This window comes from Blastococcus sp. SYSU DS0617 (genome assembly GCF_054051075.1).
On sequence record NZ_JBJHAO010000001.1, the window covers coordinates 439,727 to 454,789 of the forward strand.

General features: G+C 74.0%; 16 protein-coding genes. 7 read left to right on the top strand and 9 right to left on the bottom strand.

Annotated elements, in window-relative coordinates; all coding sequences use genetic code 11:
* Positions 1–56: 56 nt before the first annotated feature.
* Positions 57–278, bottom strand: coding sequence for a DUF2530 domain-containing protein (locus tag ACI793_RS02145; protein ID WP_456604709.1), 222 nt, complete (start codon positions 276–278; stop codon positions 57–59).
* Positions 279–399: 121 nt separating this feature from the next.
* Between ACI793_RS02145 and ACI793_RS02150 the strand changes: the two genes are divergently transcribed.
* The 5 genes from ACI793_RS02150 to thpR all read left to right on the top strand — a co-directional run bounded on the left by ACI793_RS02150 (position 400) and on the right by thpR (position 4,837).
* Positions 400–1,959, top strand: coding sequence for an NCS2 family permease (locus tag ACI793_RS02150; RefSeq protein ID WP_456604710.1), 1,560 nt, complete (start codon positions 400–402; stop codon positions 1,957–1,959).
* 25 nt (positions 1,960–1,984) lie between these two features.
* Complete coding sequence (locus ACI793_RS02155) at positions 1,985–2,419, top strand: MarR family winged helix-turn-helix transcriptional regulator (protein ID WP_456604711.1); 435 nt, start codon at positions 1,985–1,987, stop codon at positions 2,417–2,419.
* The gene (locus ACI793_RS02160; RefSeq protein ID WP_456604712.1) at positions 2,416–3,810 is read left to right on the top strand and encodes an MFS transporter; all 1,395 of its coding nucleotides are present in this window, start codon (positions 2,416–2,418) and stop codon (positions 3,808–3,810) included. The genes ACI793_RS02155 and ACI793_RS02160 overlap by 4 nt, the downstream gene beginning before the upstream one ends.
* A gap of 68 nt (positions 3,811–3,878) precedes the next feature.
* Complete coding sequence (locus ACI793_RS02165; RefSeq protein ID WP_456604795.1) at positions 3,879–4,265, top strand: hypothetical protein; 387 nt, start codon at positions 3,879–3,881, stop codon at positions 4,263–4,265.
* A complete protein-coding gene (thpR, locus tag ACI793_RS02170) occupies positions 4,262–4,837 on the top strand; it encodes an RNA 2',3'-cyclic phosphodiesterase (protein ID WP_456604792.1) in 576 nt (191 codons plus the stop codon). Before ACI793_RS02165 ends, thpR begins: the two co-directional genes overlap by 4 nt.
* Here the strand turns inward: thpR and ACI793_RS02175 are convergent.
* Positions 4,804–5,772 carry an aldo/keto reductase gene (locus tag ACI793_RS02175; RefSeq protein ID WP_456604793.1) on the bottom strand — a complete coding sequence of 323 codons (969 nt, stop codon included), beginning with the start codon at positions 5,770–5,772 and terminating at the stop codon, positions 4,804–4,806. The two genes, thpR and ACI793_RS02175, sit on opposite strands and share 34 nt — an antisense overlap.
* 27 nt (positions 5,773–5,799) lie before the next feature.
* On the opposite strand from ACI793_RS02175, the gene ACI793_RS02180 reads away from it, so the two are divergent.
* On the top strand, positions 5,800–6,636 hold the full coding sequence (locus ACI793_RS02180) for a thioesterase family protein (protein ID WP_456604713.1): 837 nt from the start codon (positions 5,800–5,802) through the stop codon (positions 6,634–6,636).
* 7 nt (positions 6,637–6,643) lie between these two features.
* Here the strand turns inward: ACI793_RS02180 and ACI793_RS02185 are convergent, their stop codons facing one another.
* The 4 genes from ACI793_RS02185 to ACI793_RS02200 all read right to left on the bottom strand — a co-directional run bounded on the left by ACI793_RS02185 (position 6,644) and on the right by ACI793_RS02200 (position 9,943).
* Positions 6,644–7,195, bottom strand: coding sequence for a TetR/AcrR family transcriptional regulator (locus tag ACI793_RS02185; RefSeq protein WP_456604714.1), 552 nt, complete (start codon positions 7,193–7,195; stop codon positions 6,644–6,646).
* A gap of 71 nt (positions 7,196–7,266) precedes the next feature.
* The gene (locus tag ACI793_RS02190; RefSeq protein WP_456604715.1) at positions 7,267–8,010 is read right to left on the bottom strand and encodes an ABC transporter permease; all 744 of its coding nucleotides are present in this window, start codon (positions 8,008–8,010) and stop codon (positions 7,267–7,269) included.
* The gene (locus tag ACI793_RS02195; RefSeq protein ID WP_456604716.1) at positions 8,007–8,726 is read right to left on the bottom strand and encodes an ABC transporter ATP-binding protein; all 720 of its coding nucleotides are present in this window, start codon (positions 8,724–8,726) and stop codon (positions 8,007–8,009) included. Before ACI793_RS02195 ends, ACI793_RS02190 begins: the two co-directional genes overlap by 4 nt.
* A gap of 59 nt (positions 8,727–8,785) precedes the next feature.
* Positions 8,786–9,943 carry a diguanylate cyclase domain-containing protein gene (locus tag ACI793_RS02200; RefSeq protein WP_456604717.1) on the bottom strand — a complete coding sequence of 386 codons (1,158 nt, stop codon included), beginning with the start codon at positions 9,941–9,943 and terminating at the stop codon, positions 8,786–8,788.
* Between the two features lie 17 nt (positions 9,944–9,960).
* Between ACI793_RS02200 and ACI793_RS02205 the strand changes: the two genes are divergently transcribed.
* Entirely contained in the window at positions 9,961–10,767 is an 807-nt protein-coding gene (locus ACI793_RS02205) for a TrmH family RNA methyltransferase (protein WP_456604718.1), read from the top strand.
* Between the two features lie 62 nt (positions 10,768–10,829).
* Here ACI793_RS02205 and ACI793_RS02210 read toward each other — a convergent pair whose 3' ends face one another.
* Genes ACI793_RS02210 through ACI793_RS02220 form a run of 3 tightly spaced genes read right to left on the bottom strand, consistent with a single transcriptional unit; the run spans position 10,830 to position 15,023 of the window.
* Positions 10,830–11,303, bottom strand: a complete 474-nt coding sequence (locus ACI793_RS02210; RefSeq protein WP_456604719.1) for a general stress protein — start codon at positions 11,301–11,303, stop codon at positions 10,830–10,832.
* 37 nt (positions 11,304–11,340) lie between these two features.
* A complete protein-coding gene (locus tag ACI793_RS02215) occupies positions 11,341–13,245 on the bottom strand; it encodes an ABC transporter ATP-binding protein (protein ID WP_456604720.1) in 1,905 nt (634 codons plus the stop codon).
* Complete coding sequence (locus tag ACI793_RS02220; protein WP_456604721.1) at positions 13,242–15,023, bottom strand: ABC transporter ATP-binding protein; 1,782 nt, start codon at positions 15,021–15,023, stop codon at positions 13,242–13,244. Before ACI793_RS02220 ends, ACI793_RS02215 begins: the two co-directional genes overlap by 4 nt.
* Between the last annotated feature and the right edge of the window lie 40 nt (positions 15,024–15,063).

A 15,063-nucleotide genomic window follows, 5' to 3' on the forward strand; every position in this document is an offset into this window, starting at 1 on the left:
CCACTCGCCGCGCACCGGTGGTCGGGTCGATCCGTCCAGTCTCGACCCTTCCGGCCTCAGTCCTTGCGGCCGAGCTGTCCCTGCCAGCGCATGATCGCCAGGCCCAGGACGGCGAGGCCGATCGCGGCCAGGCAGGTCCAGGTCCACATGCGGTCGACCCGGTCGCCCAGCAGCAGGACGACGACGAGGGCCACCGCCCAGAGCCCGATGCCGACGAGGACCACCCGCGCGGTGTCCACCTGCAGCGGGGGAGGGGCCTGCTTGGTCGGGCTCGGCACGGGAAGACCCTAGGGCACGCGGGGCCGGGGAGGTGTCGGGTCGGTCACGGAGTCGGCTCGATCGGCGCGGGCTGTGGCACTCTGTCGCCGCTCGATGCCCACCACGTCCCGGGAGAACGCCTTGTCCGACACGTCCCACCCCGCCTCCGGCGCCCGGGCCGCCGCCACCACAGGGGACACGCCGGCCGACGTGTCCGCGGGCACCCCGCCGACCACGCCGCGCCGCAGCGAGGGTCCGCGCATCAAGCCGAAGAACGGTCTGGACCGTTACTTCGAGATCAGCGCCCGGCGCTCGACGGTCACCCGCGAGGTCCGCGGCGGGCTCACCACGTTCTTCACGATGGCCTACATCGTGGTGCTCAACCCGATCATCCTGACCAGCATCGCGGGCCCCGGCGACGTCCCGGGCGCCGACGTCGACGGCACGGTGCTCCCGTTCGGCTCCATCGCCGCGGTCACCGCCCTGCTGGCCGGTGCGCTGACGATCCTCATGGGCGTCGTCGGCCGCTACCCGTTCGCGCTGGCCACCGGGCTGGGCATCAACGCGATCGTCGCGGTCTTCGCGGCCACCCAGCTGTCCTGGCCCGAGATCATGGGCCTGGTCGTGCTCGAGGGCCTGCTCATCACGGTGCTGGTGCTCACCGGCTTCCGGCGCGCGGTGTTCGAGGCCATCCCGCCGCAGTTGAAGACCGCGATCGCGGTGGGCATCGGCTTCTTCCTCACCATCATCGGGCTGGCCGACGCCGGCATCATCCGCCCGGGCAACCCCCTCATCAGCTTCGGCGTCGGTGGACAGCTGGCCGGCTGGCCGACGCTGGTGTTCGTCGTCGGTCTGCTGCTCATGGCCGTGCTCGTCGTCCGCAAGGTCAAGGGCGCGCTGCTGATCGGCATCGTCGCGACCACCGTGCTGGCGATCGTCGTGGAGGCGATCGCGGACATCGGCCCGCGCTTCGGGGACGCCGGTGAGAACGAGCGCGGCTGGTGGCTCCAGGTGCCCGAGCTGCCCGACGACGTCGTCAGCAGCCCGGACCTCTCGCTGCTCGGGAACTTCTCGCTGTTCGGGGGGTTCGAGCGCATCGGCATCCTCGCCGCCCTGCTCATCGTCTTCTCGATCATGATCGCCGACTTCTTCGACACCGTCGGCACCGTCACCGCCGTCGGCGCCGAGGGCGACCTGCTGGACGAGAAGCGGAACCTGCCGAAGTCGCAGCCGGTCCTGCTCGTCGACTCCCTCGCCGCCGCCGCCGGTGGCGCGGGCAGCGTCTCGTCCAACACGACCTACATCGAGAGCACCGCCGGCGTGGCCGACGGCGCACGGACCGGCCTGGCCAGCGTCGTCACCGGTCTGCTCTTCCTGGTGGCGGTGTTCTTCACCCCGCTGGTGGCGGTCGTCCCCGCGGAGGCCGCGGCCCCCGCCCTGGTCATCGTCGGCGCGCTGATGGTCACCCAGATCCGGTACCTGACCTGGGACGACATGTCGCTGGTCATCCCGGCCTTCCTCACCATCGCGCTGATGCCGTTCACGTACTCGATCACCAACGGCATCGGCGCCGGCGTCATCAGCTTCGTGCTGCTGCGCCTGGTCATCGGGCGGCGCAAGGACATCCACCCGCTGATGTGGATCATCGCGGCCATGTTCCTCGTCTACTTCGCGCTGGAGCCGCTGCAGCAGATCGTGTGAGCCGTTAGTGAGCTAAGCTAACTATGTGAGTCGGACGACGCTGGACACCGCTGCGCTGGCGCACGACCTCCGGCTCGCGGTCATGCGGTTCTCGCGCCGGCTGCGGTCCCAGCGGCTGGACACGTCGGTGACGCTCACCCAGGTCTCGGCGCTGTCCACGCTCAAGCGGCACGGGCCGATGAGCCCGGGGGAGCTGGCCGCCCACGAGCGGGTGCAGCCGCCGTCGATGACCAAGGTCGTCGTCGCGCTGGAGGGCAAGGGGCTGGTCACCCGCACCCCGCACCCCACCGACGGTCGGCAGGTCGTCATCGGGCTCACCCGCTCGGCCGAGGACATGCTCGCGACCGAGGCACGTGCCCGGGAGGCGTGGCTGGCCGGGCAGCTCCAGCAGCTCGACCCCGAGGAGCGGGCCGTGCTCCGCGAGGCGGCCGTGATCATCGACAAGCTGGCCGGCGGGTGACCGCCACGAGCACGGAACGGAGCACCGGCGACGCCGGGGGCGGCGCAGGCATGTTCCGCGCACTGCGGGTGCCCAACTACCGGCGCTACGCCTCGGCCAACCTGGTCAGCCAGACCGGGACGTGGATGCAGCGGATCGGCCAGGACTGGCTGGTGCTGCAGCTCACCGACGACAGCGGTGTGGCCCTCGGGCTCATCACCGCCCTGCAGTTCGCCCCCACGGTCCTGCTGAGCCCCTACGGCGGGCTGCTCGCCGACCGCTACCCCAAGCGCCGGCTGCTCCAGATCTCGCAGGCCTGCATGGGCATGCTCGCGCTGGTGCTCGCGCTGCTCGTGGTCACCGACGCGGTCGCGCTGTGGCACGTCTTCGTGCTGGCGAGCGGGCTCGGTGCGGCCGCGGCGATCGACGCCCCCGTCCGGCAGTCGTTCGTCTCGGAGATGGTCGGGCCGGAGCTGCTCACCAACGCGGTGAGCCTCAACTCCACGATCTTCAACGGCGCGCGGCTCGTCGGCCCGTCGGTGGCGGGGCTGCTGATCGGTCTGTCGTCGGGCAACACCGCGCCCGCCTTCTTCGTCAACGCGGCCAGCTTCGCCTTCACCATCCTGGCGCTGGGCTCCATGCGGGCCGACGAGCTGCACCCCAGTGCCCGGGTGGCGCGGGGCAAGGGCCAGCTGCGCGCCGGGGCGGCCTACGCCTGGGCGCACCGCGACCTGGTGCTGGCCATGGGGCTGGCGTTCGTCGTCGGCACCTTCGGCTTCAACTACCAGATCACCATCGCGCTGATGGCCCGTGCCGAGTTCGGCCTGGGCGCCGAGGCCTTCGGCCTGCTCGCCACGGTGTTCGCCGTCGGCTCGCTCAGCGGAGCCCTGCTCTCCACCCGGCGCAGCCGCCGGCCGAGGCAGCGCTTCCTGATCGCGTCCGCGATGGTCTTCGGCGTGCTGACCGTGATCACCGGCCTGATGCCGGGGTACGTCTGGTTCGGCGTGCTCCTGGTGCCCACGGGTGCCGCGGCGCTGGTGTTCAGCGTGGCCAACAACAGCTTCGTCCAGCTCGGCGTGGACCCGCAGATGCGCGGCCGGGTCATGGCGCTGTACTTCATGTGCTTCATGGGCGGGACGCCGATCGGGGCTCCGCTGATCGGTGTCATCGCCGAGCACCTGGGCCCGCGCTGGGGGCTGCTCCTCGGCGGCGGTGTCGTGGTGCTGGCCGCGGCCCTGGCCGGTGCCGCCCTCGCCCGCGGCCGGACGGTGCGGCTGGAGCGCCGGCGGGAACGGCCGTGGGTCCGCCTGCGGGTCGGCGAGCGGGGCGTCCTGCCGCCGGACGCGCGTGCCGCGCGGGAGGCGACCGCGGCTGAGGTTCCCGGCGTGCAGGTCCGGCCACCGGCCGGCTGATCGGCCGCCCCCCAGGGCGACGCCGGGGTACCGTCGGAGGCGTCCGTCCGACACGGCCCGGAGATGCCATGACCGGCTCGCTCCTTCTGCTCGGGATCCCTTTCGTCGCGCTGTGCGCCGTCGTGGTCGGGTTCGGGCCGACCGAGCGCTGGCTGGCCGAGCGCGCCGCCCGCCGCCGGGCGCGCGGCGGAGCGCCCCTCGACCGGCGTCCGCTCCAGGCGGTGGCCGCCGACGTCCGCCGGTTGCGCCGTCAGCTCGCGCTCGTCCCGGCCGGTGCGCCGATGGCGCGGCGGCGGGGCCTGCAGGCGGCCTGCGACGACGTGCTGATGGAGGCGGCGACGATGCTCGGCGTGCCGCACACGCTGCCGGCCGAGCCGCCGGGACGGGCGCGGGACGCCGAGCGGCTCCGCTTGCTCGCCGCGCTGGAGGCGGCCGGCCTGGCGGTGGGCGGCTGAACCCCGACCGCCCGGCCCGGCTCTTCTTCGCCGTCGATCCGCCGGCGGCGGCGCGCAGGCACCTGCGGGCTGCGCTGGCACCCCTGCGCGCCCTGCCCGGTGCGCCGCGCTGGACCGATCCGGCGCGCTGGCACCTCACCCTGCTCTTCCTCGGGGCCGTGCCGCGCGACGTGCTGCCCGACCTGGCCGTGGCTGCGGCGCCCGCGGTCGCCGCGGCGCCACCGATGCGGCTGCGGCTGGCGGGTGCGGGCCGCTTCGGCTCGCTGCGCCGCCCGTCCGTCGCCTGGGCCGGGCTGGACGGCGACGTCGCCCCGCTGACCGAGCTGGCTTCCCGGCTGGGCGAGGTCGCCCGCGCGCTGGAGCTGCCGGTGGAGGACCGGCCGTTCCGGCCGCACCTCACGCTGGGCCGGTGGCGCCCCGGGCAGCCGGCCGACGGCACCCTGACCGACCGGCTAGCGGACTACCGCGGGCCGGCCTGGCCGGTCGGCGAGGTGCTACTGCTGGAGAGCCGGCTGGGCGCCGAGCCCGCCCACGTGCCTCACCAGGCGTACTCCATCGGCGCGGCACGGTAGCCGGGGAAGATCTCGTCGAGCCGGCCCAGCTGGTCGTCGGTCAGCTTCAGCTGCAGGGCCGCCAGGGCGCCCTCCAACTGCTCCATCGTCCGCGGCCCGATGATCGGCGCGGTGACCCCCTTCTGGTGCAGCAGCCAGGCGACCCCGACGTCGGCCGGGGCGGCGCCGATCTCGCGGCAGAACGCCTCGTACTCCTCCAGCTGGGGGCGCAGCTTCTCGACCCGCTTCTGGGTGCGCTCGTCGTTGCGGCGTCCGCCCTCGGTCTTCTCCAGGACGCCGGCGAGCAGGCCGCCGGCCAGCGGGCTCCAGGGGATGATGCCGACGCCGTAGTGCTTCGCCGCCGGGAGCACCTCGAGCTCCACGTGCCGGGTGAGCAGGTTGTAGTGCGACTGCTCGCTGACCAGACCCTGGAAGTGCCGCCGGGACGCGGCCTCGTTTGCCGCGGCGATCTGCCACGCGGCGTGGTTGGACGAGCCGACGTAGAGGACCTTGCCCTGGGCCACGAGCGTCTCGCAGGCCTGCCAGATCTCGTCCCACGGGGAACGCAGGTCGACGTGGTGGAACTGGTAGAGGTCGATCCAGTCGGTCTGCAGCCGGCGCAGCGAGGCGTCGCACGCGCGCACGATGTTGCGGGCCGAGAGGAAGGTGTCGTTGGGCCAGTCGGTCATGTTCCCGTAGACCTTGGTGGCCAGGACGGTCTTCTCGCGCCGCTGCTCGCCCCGGGCGAACCAGCTGCCCACGACCTCCTCCGTGCGGCCCTTGCCGGCCTCGCCGCCGTACACGTTGGCGGTGTCGAAGAAGTTGACGCCTTCGGCCAGCGCGCGGTCCATGATCTCGTGCGAGGCGGATTCCTCGGTCCGCGAGCCGAAGTTCATGGTGCCGAGGCACAGGCGGGAGACCGTGAGGCCGCTGCGGCCGAGGTGCTTGTAGTCCATGTCGGCCACCCTGGCACTCTGTGATGCGTGCCGCAGACTGACGACGCCCAGCCGACCTACGACTTCGACACCGCGACCGCGGTGCGCCGGGGCGAGGGGGGTGCGCTGCTCGCCGATCTCGACCAGACCTGGCAGGTCGGCGGAGGCATCCTGAACGGCGGCTACCTGCTGTCGGTGGCCGCCCGGGCAGCGGTGTCCGAGAGCCCGCACCCGCACCCGGTGGCGGTGGCGGCCAGCTACGTGCGGCCCACCCCGGCGGGCACCGCCACCCTCGAGGTGACCCCCGGGGCGGCCGGCCGCACCCTCGCGCACTCCGTCGTGACGCTGGCCAGTTCCGGCGCCGGTCCCTCGATCGTCGTCCAGGCCACCACGGCCACCCTCGGGGACGAGGCCCCGGAGTACGTGGACGCGCCGATGCCGGTCATCCCGCCGCCGGACGAGTGCGTGGACCTGTCCGCCCGCCTGAACCCCGACCCGGGCAAGCGGCCGGGCCTGAGCCGGCACGTCGACAGCCGGCTGGACCCGGCCACCGCCGGGTGGACGGTCGGCGAGCCCTCGGACGAGCCCGTGCTGCGCGCCTGGATCCGGTTCGTCGACGGCCGGCCCGCCGACCCGCTCGGCCTGCTCACCTTCGCCGACGTGCTGCCGCCGCTGGGGTTCGCGATCGGTCAGCGCGGCTGGGCCCCGACGGTGCAGCTGCAGGTGCTCGTCCGCGCGATGCCGGCGCCGGGCTGGTGCCTCGCGGAGGCGCGGGCCAGCCAGATCGCCGGCGGCTGGATCGACGAGGACTGCACCATCTGGGACTCCGAGGGCCGGCTGGTCGTCCAGGCCCGCCAGATCGCCCGGCTCTCCCGCGGTCGCTGACCGGCGGTCACGCGGGCAGCACCACCTCTCCGGTGAGGTAGCGCTGCACGGTCGGGCCGAGGGCCGCCACCAGGGCCTCGGGGTCGCTGGTGGCCAGCGGCTCGACCTGGAGCACGTAGCGGCCCATCACCAGACCGATGAGCTGCGAGGCGACGAGCGCTCCGCGCACCTCCGCCTCGCGCGGCGGCAGGTCCAGCGTGCCGACGACGCGGCGCAGCACCTGGGTGACCAGGAACTCGCGCAGCAGCTTCGCCCCCCACTCGTTCCCGACCGCCGAGCGGACCAGGGCCAGCCCGGCGGGCTGCATCGGCCCGTCCCACACGGACAGCAGCAGGCGGACCACGCCCTCGCCGAGCTGGTCCCTGCCTCCGGCCAGCAGCTGGGGCAGCAGATCGGCCGGGTCGGCCGGCGCATCGATGGCGGCGAGGAAGAGCTGGTCCTTGCTGCCGAAGTAGTGGTGCACCAGCGCCGGGTCCACGCCCGCCTCGCCGGCGATGCCGCGGATCGTGGCGCCGTCGAACCCCCGCTCCGCGAACGCCGACCGCGCCGCGGCGAGCACCGCGTCGCGGGTGGCGGGGTTGCCGGGGCGCCGTCCGGACCGCCGGGTACCGCCAGTGCCGGGCGCGCTGCTCAGCTGGTCCTCCTCCGCAGGGTGCCGGCCGCCAGCGCGAGCGCCAGCACGGCCGCTCCCGCCACGACGGCGACGTCGACCCACATGGTGCCGGTCGGCTCCGTCGAGCGTCCCACCTCCTGCAGCGCGTCCACCGCGTAGGTCAGCGGGAGGGCGTCGCTGACCGCCTGCAGCCACCCGGCCATCTGCTCGCGGGGCACGAGCAGGCCGCAGAGGAAGAACTGGGGCAGCACGATCACCGGCATGAACTGCACCGCCTGGAACTCGCTGCGGGCGAAGGCACTGGCCAGCAGTCCGAGGGCCACCCCCAGGACGGCGGCGACCACCGCGATGAGCACGACGAGGGCGAGCGACCCCGCGACCTCCAGGCCGTAGACCGTCGTCGCCACCCCGACGGTGACGAGGGCCTGGACGGCGGCGGCCAGGCCGAAGGCGCAGCCGTACCCGGCGAGCAGGGCCGACCGGGTCAGGGGAGTGGTCAGCAGCCGTTCCAGCGTGCCCGAGGTGCGCTCCCGCAGCATGGCGATGCTGGTCACCAGGAACATGACGACGAACGGGAAGATGCCGAGCATCGTCAGGCCCACCCGCTCGAACGTGCTCACCTGACCGGGTGGCGTGGGCAGGTCCCGCCACAGCAGGTGCAGCAGGCCGAGCAGCAGGCTCGGCACGACCAGGAGCATCGCGATCGTGCGCGGGTCGTGGCGCAGCTGGCGCAGCACCCGGATCGCCGTCGCGGAGGTCATGCCCGTACTCCTTCCGAGGCGCGGACCAGGTTCAGGAAGGCCTGTTCCAGGTCGTCGGAGCGGCCGTCGGTGCGCAGCCGGGCCGGCGTGGTGTCGGCGAGCAGGTCGCCGTCGCGGAGCAGGAGCAGGCGGTCGCAGCGGGCGGCCTCGTCCATGACGTGGCTGGAGACCGCCAGGGTGGTGCCGCCGGAGGCTAGTGCGGCGAACCGCTCCCACAGCTCCACGCGGAGCACCGGGTCGAGCCCGACGGTCGGCTCGTCGAGCACCAGCAGTTCCGGCTCGCCGACCAGCGCGCACGCCAGCGAGGCCCGGCCGCGCTGGCCGCCGGACAGGTCGGTGACCAGCTGGTGCGCCGCGTCGGCGAGCCCCACGTCGGCCACCGCGGCGTCGGCGGCCCGGGAACCGCGGCCGTACAGCGCGGCGAAGTACCGGGCGTTCTCCCGCACGGTCAGGTCGGCGTAGACGCTGGGCGCCTGCGTGACGTAGCCGACGCGGGTGCGCAGCCCCGGCGAGCCGGCCGGCTCCCCGAGCACGGTCACCTCGCCGGCGCGGACGCGCTGCACCCCGACCAGTGCCCGCAGAAGCGTGCTCTTGCCGCTCCCGCTCGGTCCGAGCAGGCCGGTCACCTGGCCCGGCGGAACGCTGAACCCCAGCCCGTGCAGCACGCGGCGGCGGCCGCGGTCGACCACCAGATCCCGGACGACGACGGCGTCCATGTCGGCTCCTCAATTCAACGGCTGATGAACTCAACGCTAGATGAGTTCGATCGCCGTCGTCAACGGGGCGCCGGGATCCGGTTCTCCCAGGCATCGGCGTCCGCGTCGTAGAGCTCGACCCCGCTCCGCCGGCCCTTGGCGGCGTACATGGCGACGTCGGCCTGCCGCAGCAGCGAGTCGACGTCGGCCGGGCCCGTCCCGGAGATCGCGACCCCGATGCTGCCGTCCACGGTGAGGGTCAGCCCGTCGACGAGGAACGGTTCGCGCACGGCCGCGCGGACCCGCTCCGCCGCAGCGCGGGCGCCCTCGGCGGTCACGTCCGGGAGCAGGAGGAGGAACTCGTCCCCGCCCAGGCGGGCGACGACGTCCACGTCGCGCACCTGGGGCAGCAGTCGGGGACCGACCTCGGCGAGCAGTCGATCGCCGAAGGCGTGTCCCAGCGTGTCGTTGACCTCCTTGAAGCCGTCGAGGTCGAGCAGGAGCGCGGCGACCTGCTCCCCGCGACGGCCGGCGAGCAGCTCGGCTCCACGGGCCAGGACCGCGGCCCGGTTGGGGAGCGCGGTCAGCTCGTCGTGCGTGGCCTGGTGGGCCAGGCGCTCCTGGAGCTCGATCCGGTCGGTGACGTCGCGGGCGGTCAGCAGCAGGCCACCGATCACCGGGTCGCTGCGCCGGTCGGAGGTGGTCATCTCCAGGTGCCGCCAGCTGCCGTCGCCGTGCCGCACGCGGACGACGAAGACGCCGGCGATCTTCCGGTCCGGGCCGGCCGGGCCGGGCGCGATGCGGGCGATGTCGTCGGGGTGGGCGAGTCGCCGCGCTCCGTCGCCCAGGAGCTCTGCCGGAGGCCGGCCGAGCAGGCCCTCGACCGAGTCCGAGACGAAGGACAGCCGGCCGCCGGCGTCGATCAGGAAGATGGTGTCGCTCGTCCCGTGCACGACCGACCGGAAGCGCCGCTCCCGGTCGAGGGCGGCGAGCATGGCGTTGAACGCGGCGGCCGTGCGGCCGAGGTCGTCCGGAGCTCCCGGGGGCAGCGTCAGGTCCGCGTCGGTCGGGCCGGTCGTGCCCACGGCGTCGGCGACGTCGGTCAGCCGGGTCGCGAGCAGCTGGAGCCGCCGTCCGATCACGTGCCGGGTGAGCAGCCAGTTCGCCGCGCCCAGGGCGATGCCCGACGCGCTCCCGGTTGCTGGACGGCGGCCTCCCCCGCACGGGGGGCAGGGCACCCGGGCACAATCGCGCCGTGCCCGGACCCGTCGTCATCACCGATCCCGACGACCCCCGGGTGGCCGACTTCCGCGACCTCAAGGCCGGTGACCGCCCGGCCGGGGCCCCGCGCGGCACCGCGCCGGTGATCGTCGAGGGGACGGCGGCGATCGAGCGGCTGCTGGTCTCGCCCTACCGGGTGCGTGCGGTCTTCGGGGTGCCGGGGCGGGTCGAGGCGCTGGGCGTGCCCGACGACGTCGCGGTCTACGTGGCTGACAAGTGGGTGCTCTCGGAGGTCATCGGCTTCCGGCTGACCCGGGGGGCGCTGGCGTCGGCCGACCGCCTGCCGCCGGCGGACCTGGGGCAACTGCTCGCCGGCCCCGACCCGGCGGCTCCGCGCCGGCTGGCGGTGCTCGAGGGGCTGAACGACCACGAGAACCTGGGCTCGATCGCCCGGTCGGCCGTGGCGCTGGGCATCGATGGGCTGCTGCTGGACCCCCGCTGCGCCGATCCGCTGTACCGGCGGTCGGTTCGGGTCTCCATGGGGCACGTGCTGACGCTGCCGTTCGCCGTGCTGCCCGACTGGCCCGCGGCGCTGGACCGGCTGCACGAGGCGGGGTACCTCACCGTGGCCCTGACCCCGGCCGACGACGCGGTGGAGCTGACCGACGTGGATCCGCGCGCGCACCTCCGCACGGCCGTGCTGCTCGGCGCGGAGGGCCCCGGGCTCACCCCGGAGGCGCAGCGGGCCGCCCGGGTGCGCGCCCGCATCCCGATGCGGTCCGGCGTCGACTCCCTCGGCGTGGCCGCCGCCGCGGCGGTCGCCTTCGCCAGCCTTCGCTGACGGCCCCTCGCAGGGCCCCGCCGCGAGCCGGCGAGCGGTGGGGGGCGAGGGGGTGTCCTTCGTCAGAAGCGGAGGGCGAACCTGGCGAGGATCTCGCGGGCCTGCTCGGCGTGGGCGGGCTGGCACATCACGTCGTAGCGCCCGGCCACGATCTGGCTGGTGCTGGTGAAGTCACGCTTGCCCTGGGTGGCCGCATAGCCGATCCAGCCGAAGAGGGCACCGAACGCCAGACCCACCAGCAGGCCGGTGAGGACCGACCCGATCCAGCCGGCGCCGTCGACGGCGAAGATGCCGAGCAGCAGCCCGACGAACAGACCCCACCAAGCGCCACCGGCCGCTCCGGCGGCGATAGCCCGGCCGGTCGTCATCCGCCCGAGCACCTTCTCGACCTGCCGCAGGTCCGACCCGATGATCGTCACGTTCTCGACGGGGAACTTCTCGTCGGAGAGATGGTCCACGGCCGCCTGGGCCCGCTCGTAGGAGTCGTAGGAACCCACCTGGACGCCGCCCAGCGGCATCGACACAGAAGCGCTCATACGCGGTTCAACGGCCTGCCGGACCACGCTGTTCCCCTCAGACCAGGCTGTCGGCCCAGGCCTGGTGCAGCGCGGCGAAGCGGCCGGTGCCGCTGACGAGCTCGGCGGGGGTCCCGTCCTCGACGATCCGCCCGCCCTCCATGACCAGCACCCGGTCGGCGATCTCCACGGTGGAGAGCCGGTGGGCGATGATCAACGCGGTCCGGTCGGCGAGCAGGGTGCGCAGGGCGTGCTGCACCAGCCGTTCGCTGGGGACGTCCAGCGAGCTGGTCGCCTCGTCGAGGATCAGCACGGCGGGGTCGGCCAGGAAGGCTCTGGCGAAGCTGACCAGCTGCCGCTGCCCGGCCGACAGCCGGCCCCCGCGCTTGTTGACCTCGGTGTCGTAGCCCTCGGGCAGAGCGGCGATGAACGGATGCGCCCCGATCGCCCGGGCGGCGGCCTCGATCGCCGTGCGGTCGGCACCCGGCCGGCCGAAGGCGATGTTGTCGGCGATGCTGCCGGAGAACAGGAAGCTCTCCTGCGTCACCATCACGACGGCCCGCCGCAGGTCCGCGTCGCTGAGCCGGTGCAGCGGTACGCCGTCCAGCCGGACCTCGCCGTCGTCCGGGTCGTAGAAGCGGGCCGCCAGGCGGGCGAGGGTGGACTTGCCCGCGCCGGTGGTGCCGACCAGCGCGACGGTCTGGCCGGGCGGCAGCGCGAGGTCGAGCCCGGGCAGCACGGTGGTGTCGCCGTAGCCGAACCGGACGGCGTCGAAGGTCAGTCCGCCCGCGGCGGCCGGCAGCGGCAGGGGATCGGTCGGCTCGGGCACGCTGGGACGCTCCTCGAGCACGCCCGAGAGCTTCTCGAGCGCGGCGGTGGCCGACTGGTAGCTGTTGTAGAACATCGCGATGTCCTGCAGCGGGTCGAAGAACCGCCGCAGGTAGAGCAGGAAGGACACCAGCGTCCCGACCGCCAGCGCGCCGTCCATCACGCGCAGCGCTCCGTAGCCCAGGACGGCGGCGGTGACCAGGTTGCCGATCAGGGTCACCGCCGGCACGAAGACGGCGATCAGCCAGAAGGCCCGGTGGTGCGCCTGCCGATTGTCGTCGTTGAGTGCGGCGTACAGCTCGTCGTTGCGCGGCTCGCGGCGGAAGGCCTGCACCGCGCGGATCCCACCGAAGGTCTCGGTGAACTGGACGATCAGCGCGGCGATCGTCTCGCGGGTGCGCCGGTAGGCCGCGGTGGAGTTGCGCTGGAACCAGCGGGCCACCCAGAACAGCGCAGGGAACCCGAGCAGCGCGGTGAGGCCCAGCGGCACGTCGAGGACCACCAGCACGATCCCGATGGACAGCACGCTGAACAGCGCGGTGAGCAGCCCGTTCAGGCCCTCGTCCAGCAGTTCGGCCAGCGCCTCGACGTCGCTGGTCAGCCGGCTGATCGTCTTGCCGGAGGTGTACCGCTCGTGGAAGGACAGCGGCAGCACCTGCACGTGGGTGAACACCCGCCGGCGCAGGGTCAGCAGCATCTCCTGGCCGACCCGCCCGGAGCGGGTGAGGAAGACGAACCGCAGGCCGGTGTCGACCGCGGCCGCGACGACCATCGCCACGGTGATCCAGACCAGCGGCTCCGCGTCGCCGTCGATCAGCGCCGGGACGGCGACGTCGATGCCCAGACCGACGAGCAGGGGCCCGGCGAGCCAGGCGGCGTTCTGCCCGACGATCGTCGCGAGCAGCCACCACAGCGACCGCCGGTGCGGCCGCAGCAGCTCGCCCAGCAGCCGCCGGGAGCGGGCGCGCAGGAACAGCCCGGCGCCCGTGGAGAGCTCGTCGGACTCCTCGGTGGCGACCCCCCGCCATGCCTGGTCGGGGACAGGCCGGCCGGGGACGGCCTGGTCGGGGGCGGCCTGGTCGGGGGCGGCCTGGTCGGGGGCGGCGTGGTCGGGGGCGGCCTGGTCGGCGGTCACGGCAGGGACTCCAGCAGGTCGCTCTCCTGCGCCAGCAGGTCGCGGTAGGTCGGCTCGGAGGCCAGCAGCTCCGAGTGCGTGCCGACGGCGGCGATCCGGCCCCCGGCCAGCAGCGCCACCCGGTCGGCCAGCAGCACGGTGGAGGGGCGGTGCGCGACGACCAGCGCGGTCGTGCCGACCAGCACGTCGCGCAGCGCCCGCTCGACGAGCGCCTCGGTGTGCACGTCGAGGGCCGACAGCGGGTCGTCGAGCACCAGGACCGACGGGCGGCCCAGCACCGCACGGGCCAGCGCGAGCCGCTGCCGCTGACCGCCGGAGAGGGACAGGCCCTGCTCGCCGATGCGGGTGTCCAGCCCCCAGGGCAGGTCGTGCACGAACTCCGCCTGGGCCACCCGCACGGCCTCGTCGAGGTCGGCGTCGGTGGTGTCGGGCCGCCCGAGCGTCAGGTTCTCCCGGACGCTCATCGAGAACAGCGTCGCCTCCTCGAAGGCGGTGGCGACGATGCCGCGCAGCTGGGCCAGCGGCAGGTCCCGCACGTCGAAGCCGTCGAGGGTGACGCGTCCGGCGCTGACGTCGTGCAGGCGCCCGACCAGCGAGCTGAGCGTGGTCTTGCCGGACCCGGTGGCCCCCACCAGCGCGACGGTCTCGCCCGGTTCGAGGACGAGGTCGACGCCCGAGAGGACCGGCGTGGGGGAGCCCGGATGGGTGAAGCTGACACCCTCGAAGGCCAGCCGGGCCGGCGAGCCGACGGGCTGCGGCGTGACCCCGGGGCGGTCGGCGACCGTGAGCGGCTCGTCCAGCAGCTCGCCGATGCGGTCGCAGGCGCTGGCGGTCTCCTGGGCGAAGGCGAGGAGGAAGCCCAGCGACAGGATCGGCCAGAGCAGCACGGTGAAGAGGGCCACGAACGCGACCAGCCCGCCGATGGTGAGGGCGCCGCTGCCCACCGCGAGCGCCCCGCCGACCAGGATGAGCGCCAGTGTCAGCTGCGGGTGCAGCTCGAAGACGCACCAGAGCAGCGCGAGCGTGCGGACCTTGTCCAGCTCCAGGCGCCGCAGCCGGCGCGCCTTCGCGTCGTAGCGGTCGAACACCAGCCTGCCCCGGCCCAGCGACTTCACCACGCGGATGCCCTGCACGGACTCCTCGACCTCGGTCGCCAGCTCCCCCTGCTCGTCCTGCACCCGGCGGGACTGGACGTTGTAGCGCCGCTCCCAGCGCTGCCCCAGGACGGTCAGCGGCACCGTGGTGAGCAGTACGGCGAGACCCAGCGGCCAGTAGGTGACCAGCAGCAGGACCGCGACGATCACGCAGGTGATCAGGTTGACGACCAGGAACACCGCGGCGAAGCCCACGAAGCGGCGCACGGTGGACATGTCGCTGGTCGCGCGGGACAGCAGCTGGCCCGAGGCCCACCGGTCGTGGAAGGCCACCGGCAGCCGCTGCAGCCGCTGGTACAGGGCGTCGCGCAGGTCGCGCTCGATCTGCAGGCAGCTGCGGTTCATCGCCCAGCGGCGGACGAAGAAGAACGCCGCCTCGGCGACGCCGAAGAGCAGCGCCAGGCCCACGAGCGGCACCAGCCCCGCGCGGTCGCCGTCGGCGATGGGCCCGTCCACGACGGCGGCGATGATCAGCGGGACGGCCAGCTGGGTGAGGGTGGCGAGCAGCGCCGCGGCGAACGTGGCCGCGATCAGCCCCCGGTAGGGCCGGGCGTAGGGCCAGAGCCGGAGCAGCGCGGAGAGCCGGCCCCGGTCCTCGGGTGCGGGGGCAGCGGCGTCGTCCATGGCGGATCGAGGCTAGGCCGGGCCACCGACAGGAGCGACC

Excerpts from the sequence above, each read along its gene's own strand:
- ACI793_RS02165 (WP_456604795.1), top strand. The coding sequence starts at position 3,879 with ATGACCGGCTCGCTCCTTCTGCTCGGGATCCCTTTCGTCGCGCTGTGC.
- ACI793_RS02175 (WP_456604793.1), bottom strand. The coding sequence starts at position 5,772 with ATGGACTACAAGCACCTCGGCCGCAGCGGCCTCACGGTCTCCCGCCTG.
- ACI793_RS02220 (WP_456604721.1), bottom strand. The coding sequence starts at position 15,023 with ATGGACGACGCCGCTGCCCCCGCACCCGAGGACCGGGGCCGGCTCTCC.
- ACI793_RS02195 (WP_456604716.1), bottom strand. The coding sequence starts at position 8,726 with ATGGACGCCGTCGTCGTCCGGGATCTGGTGGTCGACCGCGGCCGCCGC.
- ACI793_RS02210 (WP_456604719.1), bottom strand. The coding sequence starts at position 11,303 with ATGAGCGCTTCTGTGTCGATGCCGCTGGGCGGCGTCCAGGTGGGTTCC.
- ACI793_RS02190 (WP_456604715.1), bottom strand. The coding sequence starts at position 8,010 with ATGACCTCCGCGACGGCGATCCGGGTGCTGCGCCAGCTGCGCCACGAC.